Genomic DNA, 17712 nt, shown 5'->3' on the forward strand with positions numbered 1-17712 from the left:
AGTATTGCTATCTATATGTTTTTTATAGTTATGTTGATGCTTTTTAATATACGCATGCAGTTGATATTCACTTAATCCAAAAGATTGACGAATGTGATCTAATTCTTTTGCAGTCTGCTTCAATTCTTTTGAATCATTAAATTTTTTCGCTTTTTGGTAGCAACGTAATTGTTTTCGATAGTGTTTTGATTCTTGCATTAAAGTATATTTTTTTACTGCATAAGACAAAGTTGTATTGTAGAGTGTACGGGCAATTTCAAAACGTTTTAATAGAATATCTTTTTGCCATGTATCTATATGTAACTTGAGTTCTATAACAAAACAATCTTTCTTCCCTTTCGTCATTACCCGTCACTCCTTTCTTTTTTTGATTATTCACAATATACAACATAAACATATGTTCTATAAAGAAAAAAGCACTTCATTCCTCCCACCTCTGAAGAAGTGGGATTCCTGAAGCTCACTTCTGTGAAGGAGCAGGATTTATATGACCCATTCAAATGAAGAAGTTACATTCCAAGAATTCGTCTTATTCATTAAAATCTATAGCAAACAGCTAGAAGAAAATATAAATATCTATCTTCATCTAGAGCCTTCTATTTCTGAGTCGGATCGAAAAAGGACTATGATGCTGTTGGATTCGTTTATTCTTCTGTTAACTCATATTGATATTGAAGATATCAATGAAGAATATGGAGGTTATTTAGATACGTGGCTTCAATCACAATTTTCCATTATAGATATGAGATGCTTTAACCTGTTTCAATTAATACTTGAGAAGTCCTTGATTACCTTTATGATTCAACAGAAACATAGCCGAATGAACGCAATAGTAATGTTTTTACTATCGATGTTTACTTATCTTGTTCAAAGTTATAACAAATATGAGGAAGGGCATAAGAAAAAGTCCGAATCACATGAAAGTTTGGAACTGAAAAATCTTCTATTGTTAGATCAGCTTAATAAGCTACTGATTCGTTGTTCTGGATATCAAGATTTAGCCTCTATATTGTGAAGAGTATTTTCAATATAAAAGATGTGTCTTTTATGCATATGTCCCATGGTCAAATCAATTCTACGGGGTCATTGGTGCAGAGCTTTCAAAAGTACAGAGCATGAAGGGGCGGCTCACTGCACAAGATTTAGTTTTTGGCTCTAAGAAACCGATTTATTTAAGAGACCCTAAAAATTATGTGAAAGAAGAGCATATAAAATTATTTGATTTGTCCTCTGTGATTTTTATACCGATTATTCATGAAGACCAATTGTTTGGGTGGCTGACATTTGATCAGCTTGGAGAAGAATTTGATTGCACCGAAGATGAATTACAGTTACTTGAACAAGTTGGGAAACGCTTGGGGTTATTTTTATCAAGAAAGGGTGAAAAAACGGAGAACTCCTCTGAGCTTCACTTAACAGAACGGGAATCAATGATTTTGGGCTTACTAGCAGAAGGGTATGACAATAAAAAAATAGGTAGCTTACTGTTTTTAAGTGAGCACACAGTAAGAGATTATGTCAGTAGTTTAATGACAAAGCTAAAAGCAAAGAACCACACTCAAGTTGTCGCTTCTGCCTTTCGATTGGGGCTGTTGAATGAAGTGTTTAAAATATGTGAAAAATCCGAGTTCTTCTGTGGTAGGAAATTTAAGGAAATGCTATTGAATGTGCAATAAAAAAGAAGGGGGGAGGGGCGTGTTATAAAGCTTTTCTCCGAATAATAAATATAGTAATAAAACATTATTTACGAATATTACAAGTGAGAGCAACTAAGCTTACACGATTGTAATGTAATTGAAAGCCAATACGATAGAGTGTAATACATTATTTTGCGAGAATGTATATAGAAGCAAGAACAAGAAGCGGAGGAATACACAATGAATGAAAAATTAGAAGGCGTATATGAGGAATACAATCGCTACATATATCACTTATGCTTAAAACTTACTCGCAATAATGTAGAAGCTGAAGATTTAATGCAAGAAGTATGGGTAAAAGTTGTGCGCTATGAGGATAGCGTTGCCGAGGTGGAGCATATTAAAGCTTGGCTTACAACAATTACAATGAATACATTTAGAGATCGCTATCGTAAAAAAACACGACGTAGTAAATACATGATGAACCAACCTGAAACATTAGACGTACCGATTTTAGATTTGGTTCCCAATAATGACATTTCAACTGAAGAAAAAGTTGAAAAAGATATTGTTACTAAATTAGTACAGGATAAAATGGGTCAATTAGATGGAATCTATCGTAAAACATTATGGTATTTCTATATAGACCAATATTCACTTGCTGAAATCTCTACAATTATGAAAGTTTCAATTGGTACTGTGAAATCTCGTTTATTCCGTGCGAAAGCTCGTTTGAAAGAAATGCTAATGGCCGATGTAGCCATAGTAGAGTCAGTGCTACCAGCATGATGAAATGCATTGGTCGCACTAGCAGTAATTACTTAGACGGAAGTATTCGTTCGGCCAATCCATAAAAAAGATGCATTGCAAAATTACTTTGCGATGCATCTTTTTTTGATGGGGGATTTTATCGCTGAAAGAAGTTAAAGTCCGGCGGATGTCACTCACTTAAATGCAGGGCTAAATGAATTTCTAAATAATGTGCTGGGTTGTGTAAATCTCGATTTAATAATTGTTCGATTTTTTCGAGTCGATGGTATAGCGTATTTTGGTGAATGTGTAAGGTGGAAGCCGTTTTCGAAATGGAACGATTTTGATGAATGTAACTACGAAGTGTTGCCAGTAAGGTTTCATCCTTTAGCTTGTACAACGGAGCTAATATATCGTGGACAAATTGTCCAAGCTCTTCTTCGCTTTGCTTGCTGAACAGTCGATTAATACCTAGATCCTCATAACCAAAAATGGTTACTTTATCTTCTTTTTGTGCGTGGTGCAGAGCATGTCGGAGTGCTTGGCGACTTTCTTCTGCACTTTGAGTGACCTTTAGTAAGTGATCTTGAACAGCTCCAATGCCTATTGCCACCTGCTGATGATAAAACTGGACCCAACTAATGATTGCCTGCGTTAATTGTTGTTTTATTTTTTGACGAAAGGCTGTATCTCCTTGTAGTACCCAAACGACCGTTTCACGTTTTGTGAATATAAAATGTTGTCCTTTAAAATACTGCTGTATATGTTGAATGAATTGCATACTATTTTTATGTGAAAATTGTTTTAGCTTAAATTTTACGACGAATGTTGGTTTCTTAATATCAAGTCCTAATTCATCATAACGAGAATCAATGAGTGGGGCGCGTCCAGAGATAAGTTGTTGGAAAAGCTCAAAACGTTCTTTAAAATTCGTTTGTCCAGCTGCCTGTATTTGGAGTGATTTTAAAGTTAAGCTTATCGCCGCATTTTCGATAATCATACGTTGTTGGCTCGTCAATTCCTTCACCTGCTGAATAATTAAATAACCAAAAGTTTCTCTTTCATTTCTAATTGGAAAGACATAGCCTATATCAATGTATTGGTCCTTTTTAATGGTTGCGAGCTTGTCCATCTCCGTTAGCTGTAAAAACGTTTTACGATCTGCTAAATTTACATATTGAACGTCTAATTGCAATAATTCCTTCGTTGTTTGAATGATTTTCATTTCTTGCACATTCTGCAAGGAAAGTTTAATAAAGAGTTGATGAATTTCGTGTTGCTTTACAAAGTAAGCATTTAACCGCTCTATTTCTTCATATGCTTCCGCATTTCTTATTGCAACTGCGGCCTGCGATGCAAAGCTTTCTAGAAGTCTTAAATCACTTTGCTGAAAAGCGCGTTTATTAGTATATTGATGGACAATCATAATACCGAGTTTTCTTTCATGAAAGGTAATCGGAACAGCCATCGATGTATTATTCTCGATTCTTCCTAAATGTACAGCTTCCGTTAATGCGTCGAGATTAAGTTTTGTGACATTGCTCATGATCTCTAATGTTTCGTGGTAGTTGTAAATGCCTGATACACCTGTTTGAAATGTATAACCTGCCATTCCTTCGCCTAATTGAGGAGCGTAATCAAAGATACGCTCTGTTACACCCGCACTAGCTACTGTATATAAACGCTCCATTTCAGGGTTGAATAACATTAAAAATCCACGATCAATTACTGGTATGGCTAAAATGGCAAAATCCATGATCGTTTGCAACAGCGTTTTTATTTTCAAAGTTGAGTTCATAGCGCCCATAAGCTGTATAATGGCTAATTTTTGCTCACGTTGCCGCATAAGGGTTTTCTGATAAAAGGTCTTTTCTAGCTGCCAAACTAAAAATTTTTCATCATAATCTGTAAAGTCTCCAAAGATGATCCCTTGGACAATACACGCATTTGGCTCTGGAATGTATAACGTTGCACTGAAGCGCTGCTGTTGTGTATCCAAATGTATTCCTTTTAAATCAGGTTTTATTTCACAAGGCCGACCATAAAATAAAGACCATTCCTTTGTTGCGCCATAAATATAAAAGCTACAATTATCGTCGTTCAATACTATTTCTTTATGTTCCTTTGAAAACACCGCTAATTCGACTCCTTCCCCTAAATTTCAGAATTTCTTCTAATGAACTTTTATAAACATTGTAAGATATTCTAATGATTTCGTCCTTTATTTTTCTTAATATTTAGATAATTTATCGAAAGGGGTGGGGGTATGAATGTCGAACTAAAAAACCGCAGTAATTTAATTTTAGGCGTTTTATTCTTTGGATGGATGGTTTCATACATTGACAGAACGGCTATCAGCTTAGCTTTAATCAATATTGGGAATGAACTGTCCTTAACAGCAACGGAATTAGGATTTGTTTTAAGTGCGTTCTTCTTTGGATATGCTGTGATGCAAATTCCTGGTGGATGGCTAACGGATAAGTATGGAACGAAGAAATTATTAATTAGTGCAGTTATTTTTTGGTCCGTTTTCACGGCGTTTACAGGGCTAGCTTGGTCACTCACTTCATTGCTCTTCATTCGATTTTTATTTGGTATTGGGGAAGGTGGATATCCTGCTGCAAGTACGAAAGCAATCTCTATTTATTTTCAAAAAGAACAACGTACAAATGCTCAAACGACGATGATGTCATCCAATATGATCGGTGGTGCTGTCGCTCCTATTATTTGTGCACCTCTATTATTGGTAATGGATTGGCGCACTGTATTTTTCTTAATTTCTGGTCTAGGACTTATTTTTGTGGTTGCTCTTTTATGGAGTACTAAAAATGCACAAACATTTACGTCAGAGGAGCGAGTGGAAAAAGAAGAGAAGGGCTCTTTTGGCAAAGTATTAAAAAATACTTATTTAATGCGTGTACTTCTTATTTTCTTCTTTATTAATATTGCAAATTGGGGGTTAAATACTTGGATGCCAACCTATTTAATGAAAGTGCATGGTCTTGATTTGAAAAATGTCGGCTTCATCGCTGCGATACCAGCAATTTTTGGAATGGTTGGCATGATTATAAGTGGGCGTATCATCTCAAAGCTAGGAGGGCGTTCAAAATATGGCGTAATTTTCGGAGCAGTTGTACTAGCTGTTTGTTTATTTCTCATGTCTACAGCCGGTTCTGCAGCACTAGCTATTACGTATCAATCAATCGCCTTTATATTTGTCTCTTTTATGGCCTCTTTCATATTTACAACGCCACATCGTGTTGTCAATCAGCAAAATGTTGGAACCGCTTTTGGCATAGTCAATTTTGGTGGACAAGCAGCAGGGATTATTTCGCCAACAATTATGGGTTATTTAATTAATGCATCGGATGGTTCCTTTAAAACATCGTTTATATTTTTAGCCATTATGTGTGTCATCGCTGCTGTCATCGCTGTTACTTTACCAGTTAACCATCAGCAACAAACAACTATAAAATCTGTGGAGGGATACTAATTATGAAACAGCAATTATTTGAATGGATACAAAAAAATGAAGAAACATTTAATAATATGGCGAAGCAAATTTGGGATAGTCCTCAGTTAGGCTATGAAGAGACATTTGCGTCTTCACTGCAACAAGATTTTCTAAAAAAAGAAGGGTTTGAAATTGTTACGCCAATTGGCGATGTACAAACTGCTTTTTATGCACAGTGGGGATCAGGTAGTCCAATTATTGGATTTTTAGGAGAGTTTGATGCGCTTCCAGGGTTATCACAGCAAGTTAGTACATTATATTCGCCAGTAGAGGAGGGGGCCCCTGGGCATGGCTGCGGTCACAATTTATTAGGAACGGCTGGGGTAGAAGCCGTAGTTGCTTTAAAAGAAGTGATGACGCTTCACAATATACAAGGAACGATCCGCTATTATGGTTGTCCAGCAGAGGAATTGTTATCTGGAAAATCGTATATGGCACGGGCCGGTGTGTTTGATGACTTAGATGTTGTCTATACGTGGCATCCATTCACGTTTAACATGACAGCGAACTTCTCTATGCAAGCACTCACAGCCATTGAATTTTATTTTTCAGGTCGGACAGCACATGCCGCTGGTGCGCCACATCTAGGGAGAAGTGCGCTTGATGCTGTTGAATTGACGAATGTCGGAGCCAATTATTTACGCGAGCATGTGCCAGACGGATCTCGTATTCATTATCAAATTACAAATGGTGGCTTAGCACCGAATATTGTTCCAGATAAAGCGAGTGTCTATTATTACCTACGCGGAGCAAATCGTGATGCTGTCAAAGATTTAGAACGCAGACTCATTAAGGTGGCGAAAGGGGCAGCGATGATGACAGAAACAGAAGTGCATTTGGAACTGAAGGCAGGCTGTTACGATACATTACCGAATCTTACATTAAATGAGCAAATGTTGGCGCAGTGGGACGATCTACCGCCATTATCCTTTACAGAGGACGAGCTTACTTTTGCAAAGTCGCTACAGGCTTCATTAGATCCTTCTGTTCTTGCAGGTACCGCCCAACAATCTTTTGTACCAAATGAAATAAGTAAGGAGGTATTGGTGGAGCAAGTATTTCATATGCCACAAACTTTTCGCAAATCCATGCAAGGTTCTAGCGATTTAGGGGACGTTTCGTGGATTGCGCCCCTTGGTCAGGTATTTACAACTTGTGCTCCATATGGGGTGCAGGTGCATACTTGGCAAGCAACTGCTGCTTTTGGATCTTCACTCGGCATGAAAGGAATGCATTATGCGGCAAAAGCAATGGCAGGAGCAGCGCTTGATTCCTTACTAAATCCAGATGTAATGAAAAAAGCGAAGGAAGAATTTACAAATTTAAGAGCTGGGAAACAGTATGAATGTGGCATTCCGGAAGAAGTGAGAGCGCCAAATCCGGTTTAAACAAAGGTTTAGGGTGGGGAGAATTCTTCACCCTTTTCGATGTTTCTTTTTTACAAACTGGACATTGATGCGTACATTTAGGCAATTGTACATACAATGCGATTCGATCGCCTACTTCTTCTACTTTCGTAATCTCTACATCTTTTAATCCTGGGATATTCATGTTAAAATTCATTTGCACAGTTCACCTTTCTATTACTTGTTTCTCGACAATTCAAGTATATATAAATCGGCGAATCTGTGCTTTTTTTATGCGCGGAATTGTGTGAATACCCCAACAAATATTATAGAACCTAAAAACCCTATCAATTTCAGGTGGTGATTTAATAATCTTTGCAGGCAACGTTTGCTGGGCACTTTACGGTGTACTCGGACGTCGATTTATAAAGAATGCTACTCCGCTATCTACCACCACTTATACGATGATTACTGGTGCTGTTAGTTTAATAGTGGTTTCTTTATTCACCTCAAATCCTGTCTCTTTACCGAACATTTCTATTGGAGCTTGGGGAGCAATTGCCTTCATGGCTTTCTTTACAAGTGTTTTGGGTTACCTTTGGTGGAATCAGGGGAAAAAGGAGATTGGCGCAAGTAAAACATCTCTATTTTTTAATCTTGTTCCTGTTGTAACAATGATTATTTCATTTGTTATTGGAACACCGATAACGGTATTTCAAATTATTGGGACTATGTTAGTTTTATTAGGTGTTTTAACTGCTTCGGGGGCAACAATTATTCCTAAGCGCAATACTGAAGAACGAGCAGCTATATAATAAATCATTCAAAGAAACAATTAATCTTTATTTCAAATCTACAAATCCTACCGAGAAACTACTAACCTAGACTCAGCTATGCTATGTACAAACAAACAGAGGGAAAGGCGAGGGGGAGTTACCAAAAAAATTGAGCCAAAAGAAAAACACCGTAAAAAGTTAGATACATGTCTAACTTTTTACGGTGTGAAAATGAAGCGTTTACTCATATCGATTAGGTTCAGCGTTGAGTAATTTTGAAAAAATATCACGTAATGTTTGTACTTCATCAGCTGATAGCATACCAAACATATTGTGTATAATTTCGCTAACTTGCTGACGGGATTCTTCTAATATATCTTCGCCATCAGCTGTAATTTTCAATTGAGAAGCTCGTCGATCTGTTGCATGCTGTGTTTTTTCAAGAAAGCCAGCATTAATGAGCTTACCTGTTAAAACAGTGACACCACCTGTTGTCACTTTTAACCGATCAGCAATGGCAGAAGGGCGCTTTGGTCCCTCCTGCGATAAGTAGTCTAAAATTAAAATATGGGATTTTGAAAAGCCGAGTACATTATGATTATTCCACTCGTTTGCCCACTTACGCTCAATGGAAGATACTACTTCAAACAACGAGGTAATGGCTCTTTCTTTTTCTTGATCCATATAAGGTCAACTCCAAAACTGTTTTAACTTTCTTGTGCTAATCTTGTCATCGCGTTTAACTCAAAAGCACGTACTCTCCGTGGAATAAAACGACGGATGTCCATCTCATTGTACCCAACTTGAATACGTTTTTCATCAACTAAGATAGGGCTTCGTAACATTCTTGGGTGAGCTTGGATGATGGCAAACAACTCTTGAATAGAGAGTTGATCAATATCAATATTTAAATTTTTAAAATCATTTGAGTTCGTTGCAATAATTTCATCTGTTCCATCTTCTGTCATGCTTAAAATCTCTTTAAATTCAGCAAGTGTTAGTGGATGTGATGTAATACGTTTTTCTTTATATTCGATGTTGTGATCTTTTAACCATTTTAATGCTTTTCTGGATGAAGAACAGCTCGCTTGTGAATAAATTGTAACTGTCATTCTTCATTCCCCGCTTTCTTTTTTAGGATTATATTTGATATATATCTTATTAGTAAGTTAAATAGGTTATACATATATCTTACTAGTAAGCTATATATAAATCAATAGTTATTTTTAAAAATTTAACTAGTAATAACATTTTTTTTATTACACTAAAATATACGCACAAAAGAGCGAAAAGTTTCGCAAATTAAGCTTACAATGATGTAAGTTTTGTTAAATCTTAATAATAGAAGCTCATAGAATAATGAGAGCTGTTCTAATATAGAGAGAAATAGTCTGATATAACTTCTTTTAGTGGGTGTCCAAACACCTGCTGAAAGAAATTAAAGCCTCCGAACACAATTATGCCGGGCCACAATTGATAGGTAATAGATATATTGTTTATCCACTCATTATTATTATGATTGAATGCAGATTTTTATGCATAGATAAGTAAATTTTTGTTTTCAAAAAGTCGATTCGGAAAGCTTGGGGGAGGGGAACCGTACATACTGCTCGAGTAAGGGGAAGTATTGTTCAGGTAAGCCGGAGAAGTGATCAGGTAGGAACGAAAAGTGATCGGGTACGCGGAAGAAGTGATCGGGTAGACCGAAAAACTGCTCGGGTATCCCGAAGAACCGCAATCGCTCAAGTATAGTTCCTAAACAAACGTTACCCACGCCAGAGTTTCAAGCAAAAAAAGAGGGCAGCCCCGAATGATCAAAAAAAATCACACCGGAAACGGCCCTCATAAATAATATTTCTAGTTTTGTTGTCCTGAAGTAAACCAGTCTTGGACATCCCAAACCTTTGTCGCTAAACCTTCATAGAAATCAGGTTCATGGCTTACTAATACGATTGTGCCTTTAAATTCTTTCATGGCACGCTTTAGTTCATCTTTTGCATCGACATCTAAGTGGTTTGTCGGTTCGTCAAATAGAAGCCAGTTTGCTTCTTCCATCATGAGCTTACATAAACGTACCTTTGCTTGCTCACCACCAGATAAAGAATTAAGTGGGCGAGTAATATGATCCGTTTTTAGTCCTGCGCGTGCTAATGCTGCACGTACTTGTGCTTGCTCCATAGAAGGGAAGGCATTCCACACATCATCAATAGGTGTAATTTTTTCAGCTTTTACTTCTTGTTCGAAGTAAGATGGGTAAAGATAGTCACCACGAAACACTTTTCCATCTAGCGGATTTATTTTGCCTAACATCGTTTTTAATAATGTTGATTTACCAACACCATTCATACCGACTAGAGCAATTTTTTCCCCACGTTCAATAGCGAATGTAAGTGGAGGAAGTAATGGCTTGTCCTTGTCGTATCCAATGACTAAGTTTTCAGCCTCTACTACATAACGACCAGAAGAACGTGCCTCTTTAAAGCCGAATTCAGGCTTTACAGCTGTTTCAGGACGGTCGATACGCTCTAAGCGGTCAAGCTGCTTGGAGCGAGATTTTGCACGACCAGTAGTTGAGTAGCGCGCTTTATTTTTCGCAATAAAATCTTCTTGTTTTTTAATGAATTCCTGTTGTTTTTCATAGGCATCGATATGCTGACGTTTATTGATTTCAGCAAGCTCTAAAAACTTTTCATATGTCGCAGTATAGCGAGTCAATTTTGAAAATTCTAGTTGGAAGATAACATCCACCGTTTCATTCATAAACTCTGTATCATGCGAAATTAGTAAGAAAGCGTGTGGATAGTTCTTTAAATAGTTTTTCAACCATGTAATATGCTCTTCATCAAGATAGTTTGTCGGCTCATCTAGTAATAATACTTTTGGTTTTTCAAGTAATAGCTTAGCTAGTAAAACCTTTGTACGTTGACCACCGGAAAGAGCAGCGACATCACGGTCTAAGCCTATTGCATCAAGACCAAGACCTCGTGCAACCTCATCAATTTTCATATCAAGCGAATAGAAATCACCTGCATCCAGAGCATCTTGCACCTCAGCCATTTGCTCTAGTAAATCTTCCAATTCTTCAGGTGTTGCTTCAGCCATTTTTCCTGTAATTTCATTGAGCTCTTCTTCTTTTTTATATAAAGGAAGGAAAGCGTCACGTAATGCATCACGCATAGTTCGGCCAGCTGTCAATACAGTGTGCTGATCTAAATAACCATAATGCGTTCCAGGAAGCCATTCAACCTTCCCAGTATCGTGGATTGCTTGGCCCGTAATGATGCCCATTAATGTTGACTTACCAACACCGTTTGCACCTACAAGACCAATATGATCACCTTCAACTAGACGAAAAGAGACATCTTTAAAAAGCGTGCGGTCACCGAATGAATGACCTAAATTTTCAACTGTTAATATTGCCATATATGTTCCTCCGAGATAGCGGCTAAGCTTTTTTATAACCGCTAGTTAATATTATTAATCAATTGCCTTGGCATAATTGCGTCCAGAGGCATTAACTTCTTTCAGCGGGAGTTTGGACACCCGCTGAAAGAAGTTATAGTTCTGCTAATTGTTTATTTAACTCCGCTAGCGTTGCTTCCATATTTGCAAGGCGTTGCTCTGCTTTTGCTACTTGATCATTATGACCTGTAGATTCAAGCTTTTCAATGTCGCCTTGTAAATTCATATAATCCATTTTAAGCTCTTTAATTTGATATTCAATATCACTTTTTGATGGCATGATGATTGCTCCTTTATGTGTTTAGTTGTATAACGAATGCGTGTAAAAGCGATGGAGGTTTTTTTATCCCCCACCGCTTATTAGTTACTATCAATCGGGTATTTATGATGCTTGAATTCACTTCTTGTAATTACAGATAAGTGAAAGTGAAAGTTCTACTGTATTGTATCATATCCACCTGCAAAGAATCATTAAGTAGAAGCGATATTGTGTCGATCGTAAGCGAAATCTAAAAGTACTGACTGTAGTGCTTCATTGTTACTTGCAAGATTGAGCTGTCGTTGTTTTTTAACAGCCCGTTCGCTTCGAGCTTCATGTAATAAAAATTCCATGACAGCGTTTTGAATTTGTGATTGTTTCATTTTGCGACCAAGTCCAAGGTGAATAAAACCATTTTGCTCGCGAGGAAAGGCATGTAATAGCTCAGCCTCAGTTTGGGCAAGTGTAATACAAGGTACACCATAAGAGGCGATTTTATAAGGTGTATAGTTAGCATTACAAATAATAACATCTGCTTTTGGTAATAGTTTTAGGAGTGCGTTTTTATCACGAAGAATGGCAGTGTTACGACGACTAAGCACCATCATTTGCAAATCATCTGTTGCATGTCGATAGCTATCATCTATCATCACTGTAATTTGTAGTGGGATTTGTAGCTGCGTTAAGTGTCGAAGAGTACGGTAGGTTAAGTTATGCTCGTCCCCATCCTCAAAAGCAACAACGATATGAGGTGGGCTTTCGGGTGTTTTGTTGTCTGGTCGATCCTCAAAATTTTGATAAGCTTCTGGTAATGCAAAATTAAAGCTTCCACCAATATAATGAGAGGGTAAATAATCTTTAACTTCTTGATAAAGTGCTAGCAATACACAGTCACAGGCTTGGCCACCCTCACCTAAATCATCAAAATGAATGATTGTTTTGCAGAACGGTCGTAAATTTTGTACTTGCCAGCTTTCAGAGTTACGGCCATCTCTTACAATTAAATCAGGCTGAATACCTTTCATTTGCTTGGGTAGCTCATCGAAATGTTCAAATAAGATTGGCGAGAGATTGTCATTCATTAAAATTTGAATCCCATCATTTGAAGGGGTCTTTACAAATATGAAAACTTGTTCATTTGTAAGTAGCTTTGCCAGCGTTGCAACCCGTTCAAAAGGATACAGCCCTTTATCGATACAGCTTTCAATAATGAAAACAATCGTCTTTTTTAGTTCCATTGTTTGAGTTTCGTTTTGCAAGTGTATCCCATCCTTTCATCCGTCTATTTAAACTATGGTGAATGATGGGCAAGTATGTGTAAAAAATTAGGATTAGATAAATTATAGCTCTAAATAGTTTTTCAAACTTCTACAAATTAAATGAGGAAGAGCTCCCTTTTTAACCGATAAATAAAGTAGAGTTTGGGGGAAGATACATATAGGATTGTTTTAGTTTTTTAGCAAAAATAGAAGCTTTGTTCCGACAGTGAGGTTTCTGGAGCAAATGAGCTTAGGAGGGGGAGAATCGATGGGAATGCGCGCAGCGATTGTTGTAGGGGCTACTGGATTAACAGGTACCTCTCTTGTAGAACAATTATGTGAAAATGATGAATATGTTTCAGTTACGGTGATTGCACGAAGAGCGCCAGCATTTACGCATCCAAAGCTAGAAGTGAAAATTCGTAATTTAGATACTTTAGAGGAAAAAGATATCGAATTTGCACATGAGCTTTATTGTTGTTTAGGAACAACGATTAAAAAGGCAGGATCTCGTGAGGAATTTGAGAAAGTTGATTTTGAATATCCGCTAACGATTGCCTCGTTAGCAAAAAATCGAGGAATTCCACATATGCTAGTCATTACAGCAATGGGGGCAAATGAAAAATCTCCATTTTACTATAATCGAGTAAAAGGAAAGCTTGAACATGATCTGATGGAGCTAGGCTTACAAAGACTTTCTATTATTCGCCCGTCTTTATTGGTTGGGGAGAGAGAAGAGTTTCGTTTAGGTGAAAAGGCGGGAGAGAAGGTTTTAAAGTTAGCAAAGCCATTATTAGTTGGACCGTTAAAGCGTTCAAGAGCTATAGAAGCTTCCCAAGTTGCGAAGGCGATGATCGTTATTGCATTGTACGGCGATAAACAGCCAGTTACCATCTATCCATCTCAGGAATTGGCTCAGTTAGATTTTCCTGAAACGCAGAATGAGGACGTTTCAAGAGAGAATTTATTTAATTGGGAGAAGCGCAAATTATCGAGTACCAGCGATGAAGGAGATAAAGTAAATCAAGAAGTCGTGATTAATCGAGATAAATATAAAATAGAAGAAACCGTTGTAGATAAAGAAGTAAAATTCCAACGTCGTGAGGATAAATAAGGTCCATCACCATAGAGTGGGGTTGATTTCCGTTCCGACTGGGCGCTTTGTTGTTGTTGCTGTCGCTGCGCTTTCGCACAGATAAAACAATTGTTGCTGTCGCTGCGCTTTCGCACAGATAAAACAATTGTTGCTGTCGCTGCGCTTTCGCACAGATAAAACAATTGTTGCTGTCGCTGCGCTTTCGCAAAGATAAAACATTTGCTGCCGCTACGTTAGCACTACGATTTCGCACAGAAAACATCCGCTTCGCTGCAGGGTCTCAGGCCAACAGATGTTTTTTGCGCGAAAGCGGCTCGACGCTCACCCGCAGGAAAGCAAGTAGCCCGTAGCGAAAATCAGCGTCTTATAACTATGGATAAAAGTGGTTAACCAATTTATCTGTGAAAACATATTTTTATAACAAGTCTTCGCCATACCAAAGTCTTTTTTCTGAAGCGATATTTCTTGTGTAGACTACGTTCCGCCTAAAGACTGAAATTACGGTTTTAACTACTACAATTCTTTTCGTGCCTCTTTTCATTTGTTACAATATTATTGTAGAAGATGAATGTGGAGGCAAAAAGAAAATGAAAATTTTACTCGTTGATGGCACAATGTTTGGTCGTAAAACTGGTGCTATTTTAGAGCAAGTAGAGCAATATATTAAAGAATTAGATGCTAGTTTCGAATTAGAAATTATGCATTTTAGTCAATATAAGCATCAAATTGTAGACGGTTCACCGTTAAATGATGACATGAAGGAAATGATTCAAAAGTTTGAGGAAGCGGATGCGTATATTATCGCTACACCGATTTTCCAAGCATCGATCCCGGGCGTTTTGAAAAATGCATTTGATTTCTTGCATCCAAAAACAATGCGCTATAAGCCAGTATCTATCGTGGCAAATGGAGGCACATATCAACACCATTTAGTAGTAGAAAATCAGTTAAAACCAATTTTGGACTACTTCCGTGCCCTTGTGACTCCGAACTATGTATACACACACACATCTCATTTTGATGCAGATAATAATATTGTAGACGAAGATGTTCATAATCGTTTACGTGAATTGGCTCGTGTTTTTGTACAATATTGTGAAATGAGCAAAACATTGCCGAAAGAACCGATCGATCAACATTAAAATAAGATCTTTATCCCTTGTGCAGTGGAAGGAAATCACTGTGCAGGGGATTTTTCTTTTTAACTTCATGCTGTTGCTGCCGCTTCGCTTTCGCACAGACAAAACCTTTTGCTGCCGCTACGTTAGCACTACGCTTTCGCGCAAAAGACATTTGTTGGCACAAAGCCGACTCCGGACGCAATTATGCCGAGGTATAATTGAAGTATCCTTTTACGATGTGATAAAATTGAACTTTAGTGAAACGGAAGGGAGGGCTGCTCATGCAGGACATCGCTTTACTAGAAAAACAACGCTGTAGTCTAATATTGACGAATAAGGCGAAGGAAGCGGTAGAGGAATGCTCAGCAAATGAGCATGCCTTTTTTGCCTTACAAAAAGCATTTACCGTCTATATCGAAAAGCGCAAAGCTAAAACAATTGGTGAAACGTTTTTATCGATTTATTTTAATGCAGAGCAAAATGAAAAGTTAACGGACGTCCTTGCTGAGAAAACAGCCATTATGGATTGTGTGCTTAAGGTTGAAGGGTTGCTAGCTACAAATCTTCGTTTTGTACATATGCGAGGCCCCATCAATACCAATCGACGCTTACCAGCGGCATTACAATTTGTCACAAGACCTAATAATGGAGCAGGGATTCCGCTTGATCTTCATTCAAAAATAAGAGGGCTACCAATAGCCGAGGAGCGCACAGAATATGTGAAAAAGCGTATCTCGAGCTGGGAAGGCTTTTTAAAAATTCAAGAACGTGATGCGACCATTGATGACATTCATACAGAATTTAAGCAAAGCTATTTTAATGAAGATTTTACTAGGCTCACAATTGTTTGCCCTTATATAAAATCGAAGGAATGGAAGAAGCTTGAAGGGTTAAGTGTGAACATTCAAGGAGTTCGCGGTGAAATTGGACAAGTATTAAAGGCTCATGCAGGGAAACAGACAATAGAAATTGACTTGAAGCCTTTTGTGCAGGATTTAGCACGTAAAGATCAGCTTAACCTTCGTTCGAAGCAAGCGAGCTTTAGTAATTTTGCGACATTGAGTCAAATTAGACGATTACGCAATGGTTTTACCAAGCTTGAAAAAGGCGAGGCAGTTAACCCTAATTTAGAGACAATATTATTTGAAAAACGTCCAACTGTCCGAACATCAAAGCTTCGAGAGGATATTGTTTTTCACAATAATTTAAACGAATATCAGCGACGGGCTGTTTTAGGCGCATTGTCCGTTGAAGATTTGTATGTGATTCAAGGACCTCCTGGCACAGGGAAGACAACTGTTATTTCTGAAATTTGTCAGCAAAATGTCAAGGCTGGCTTAAAAACACTCGTGGCTTCTCAATCAAATCTAGCCGTGGATAATGCTTTAGGACGACTACTTTCTAATCAAGAAATTCGAATTTTGCGCTATGGTAGAACGGAAAGTATTGAAGAAGAGGGTAAAAAATTTATTGAGGAAAATGTTGCGCTTCATTGGCGTGAGCAAACTCTCGTAGCGATCGAAGAGGAGATCATAGCCTTTACAGAACGTGAACAGGAACTAAAATCAAGTATTAGCGAGGCTGAAGAAGAGCTAGAAAAACTTGAGGCATGGCTTGAGGAGCTAACAAAGGAAATAGCTGCGAAAGAACAGGCCGCAATTGACGAGCCTATTTTACAGCAGGAAATACAAGCATTAAAGAAAGAGTTAAAGTCTGCAAAAGCCGAGCAGCAGGAGAACGAGGCACATAAAGAGCATTACGAAAAACAGCTGGCGCAAATTGAGCCTGCTGTAAAGTCGCTTGAGCAGACACTTGCTGAAAGTCCGTCTATCGAGCAGCTGAAGCTTACTTTAGAGGAAACTACTCAAAAGATGGAGCAGTTGGAAGCAGCTGCTCAATATAAGGAACTGCAAGAGCAAAAGCAGCATTTAGCAGTGCAGTTCAAAGATATCCAATTGAAATATGAAGAGGAAAATAATCGACTTCGATTAATGAAGGAAGCCGAAAAATATATCGGTAATTTAACGTCCTATGAGCGAATCGAACGATTTTTACAGCACTATCAAATTCGCCCATCTTATGTGCTGTCACAGCAAATTAGTCGTTTACAGCATTTAGAGGATGCTAAAGATTTAGATGCATGGGCAACCATCAATTCACGTCTACAAAAAGCGATTGCAAAGCTTGAGGCGTTGGTATCGGATGAAGAAAAAGAGCGGGCCCTTGCTAAAAGAAGATTGCAGCCAGTTCAATCGTTTTCATTGCAAAATCTAACAGGTGTTTTTGCACAACTCAATACAGCCTTTCAAGATGATCAAACACCACCAGCCGGGCAAATTGAAAGTTTCTTGCTCGGATTATATATGCGTCGTGATTTTGTCTGGCAAAAAGGTATAGCTCTTAAACAACAACAAGAGCATAAAGATCAGGAATTCGAGTCGTTACGTAAAGGTATTGGAGGCTTATTACATCAAGAATGCGCGATTACAAGC

The 17712-nt window shown here is 37.9% G+C and carries 14 protein-coding genes and 3 pseudogenes; 10 read left to right on the forward strand and 7 right to left on the reverse strand.

The window, feature by feature from the left end; genetic code table 11:
* Nucleotides 1-345: pseudogene (locus ACFXN8_RS22685) on the reverse strand (hypothetical protein); the annotation flags it as partial.
* A gap of 142 nt (nucleotides 346-487) precedes the next feature.
* Here ACFXN8_RS22685 and ACFXN8_RS22690 point away from each other — a divergent pair.
* From ACFXN8_RS22690 to ACFXN8_RS22705, 4 genes and pseudogenes are all read left to right on the forward strand, one after another.
* Nucleotides 488-1015, forward strand: a complete 528-nt coding sequence (locus tag ACFXN8_RS22690) for a hypothetical protein (RefSeq protein WP_386847744.1) — start codon at nucleotides 488-490, stop codon at nucleotides 1013-1015.
* A 61-nt stretch (nucleotides 1016-1076) separates the two neighbouring features.
* Nucleotides 1077-1304 (forward strand): annotated as a pseudogene (locus ACFXN8_RS22695) (LuxR C-terminal-related transcriptional regulator); the annotation flags it as partial.
* 126 nt (nucleotides 1305-1430) lie between these two features.
* Nucleotides 1431-1676 carry a response regulator transcription factor gene (locus tag ACFXN8_RS22700; protein ID WP_386847776.1) on the forward strand — a complete coding sequence of 82 codons (246 nt, stop codon included), beginning with the start codon at nucleotides 1431-1433 and terminating at the stop codon, nucleotides 1674-1676.
* Nucleotides 1677-1877: 201 nt separating this feature from the next.
* Nucleotides 1878-2426, forward strand: coding sequence for an RNA polymerase sigma factor (locus ACFXN8_RS22705; RefSeq protein ID WP_386847746.1), 549 nt, complete (start codon nucleotides 1878-1880; stop codon nucleotides 2424-2426).
* A gap of 151 nt (nucleotides 2427-2577) precedes the next feature.
* Here ACFXN8_RS22705 and ACFXN8_RS22710 read toward each other — a convergent pair whose 3' ends face one another.
* Entirely contained in the window at nucleotides 2578-4521 is a 1944-nt protein-coding gene (locus ACFXN8_RS22710; protein WP_386847748.1) for a helix-turn-helix domain-containing protein, read from the reverse strand.
* A 132-nt stretch (nucleotides 4522-4653) separates the two neighbouring features.
* On the opposite strand from ACFXN8_RS22710, the gene ACFXN8_RS22715 reads away from it, so the two are divergent.
* The 3 genes and pseudogenes from ACFXN8_RS22715 to ACFXN8_RS22725 all read left to right on the forward strand — a co-directional run.
* Nucleotides 4654-5880, forward strand: coding sequence for an MFS transporter (locus tag ACFXN8_RS22715; protein WP_386847750.1), 1227 nt, complete (start codon nucleotides 4654-4656; stop codon nucleotides 5878-5880).
* 2 nt (nucleotides 5881-5882) lie between these two features.
* Nucleotides 5883-7289, forward strand: a complete 1407-nt coding sequence (locus ACFXN8_RS22720) for an amidohydrolase (RefSeq protein WP_386847752.1) — start codon at nucleotides 5883-5885, stop codon at nucleotides 7287-7289.
* Nucleotides 7290-7582: 293 nt separating this feature from the next.
* Nucleotides 7583-8062: pseudogene (locus tag ACFXN8_RS22725) on the forward strand (DMT family transporter); the annotation flags it as partial.
* Nucleotides 8063-8263: 201 nt separating this feature from the next.
* Here the strand turns inward: ACFXN8_RS22725 and ACFXN8_RS22730 are convergent.
* The 5 genes from ACFXN8_RS22730 to ACFXN8_RS22750 all read right to left on the reverse strand — a co-directional run bounded on the left by ACFXN8_RS22730 (nucleotide 8264) and on the right by ACFXN8_RS22750 (nucleotide 13003).
* Nucleotides 8264-8707, reverse strand: coding sequence for a MarR family winged helix-turn-helix transcriptional regulator (locus ACFXN8_RS22730; protein ID WP_376078564.1), 444 nt, complete (start codon nucleotides 8705-8707; stop codon nucleotides 8264-8266).
* Between the two features lie 23 nt (nucleotides 8708-8730).
* Nucleotides 8731-9135, reverse strand: coding sequence for a transcriptional regulator Spx (gene spx / locus ACFXN8_RS22735; RefSeq protein WP_386847755.1), 405 nt, complete (start codon nucleotides 9133-9135; stop codon nucleotides 8731-8733).
* 745 nt (nucleotides 9136-9880) lie between these two features.
* Entirely contained in the window at nucleotides 9881-11446 is a 1566-nt protein-coding gene (locus ACFXN8_RS22740) for an ABC-F family ATP-binding cassette domain-containing protein (RefSeq protein ID WP_386847757.1), read from the reverse strand.
* Nucleotides 11447-11579: 133 nt separating this feature from the next.
* Complete coding sequence (locus tag ACFXN8_RS22745) at nucleotides 11580-11765, reverse strand: SE1832 family protein (RefSeq protein WP_285397488.1); 186 nt, start codon at nucleotides 11763-11765, stop codon at nucleotides 11580-11582.
* 191 nt (nucleotides 11766-11956) lie between these two features.
* On the reverse strand, nucleotides 11957-13003 hold the full coding sequence (locus ACFXN8_RS22750; RefSeq protein ID WP_376078558.1) for a PseG/SpsG family protein: 1047 nt from the start codon (nucleotides 13001-13003) through the stop codon (nucleotides 11957-11959).
* Between the two features lie 268 nt (nucleotides 13004-13271).
* Here ACFXN8_RS22750 and ACFXN8_RS22755 point away from each other — a divergent pair, with 268 nt between their 5' ends.
* The 3 genes from ACFXN8_RS22755 to ACFXN8_RS22765 form a co-directional block, all read left to right on the forward strand.
* Nucleotides 13272-14117: an NAD(P)H-binding protein gene (locus ACFXN8_RS22755; RefSeq protein WP_386847759.1), complete on the forward strand. Its 846-nt coding sequence runs from the start codon at nucleotides 13272-13274 to the stop codon at nucleotides 14115-14117.
* A 569-nt stretch (nucleotides 14118-14686) separates the two neighbouring features.
* Complete coding sequence (locus ACFXN8_RS22760) at nucleotides 14687-15241, forward strand: NADPH-dependent FMN reductase (protein ID WP_049667893.1); 555 nt, start codon at nucleotides 14687-14689, stop codon at nucleotides 15239-15241.
* Between the two features lie 260 nt (nucleotides 15242-15501).
* Nucleotides 15502-17712: AAA domain-containing protein (locus ACFXN8_RS22765; protein ID WP_386847762.1), on the forward strand; the 2211-nt coding region annotated here is incomplete at its 3' end.

It is taken from the genome of Lysinibacillus sp. NPDC059133, from assembly GCF_042755925.1.
GTDB lineage: Bacteria > Bacillota > Bacilli > Bacillales_A > Planococcaceae > Lysinibacillus.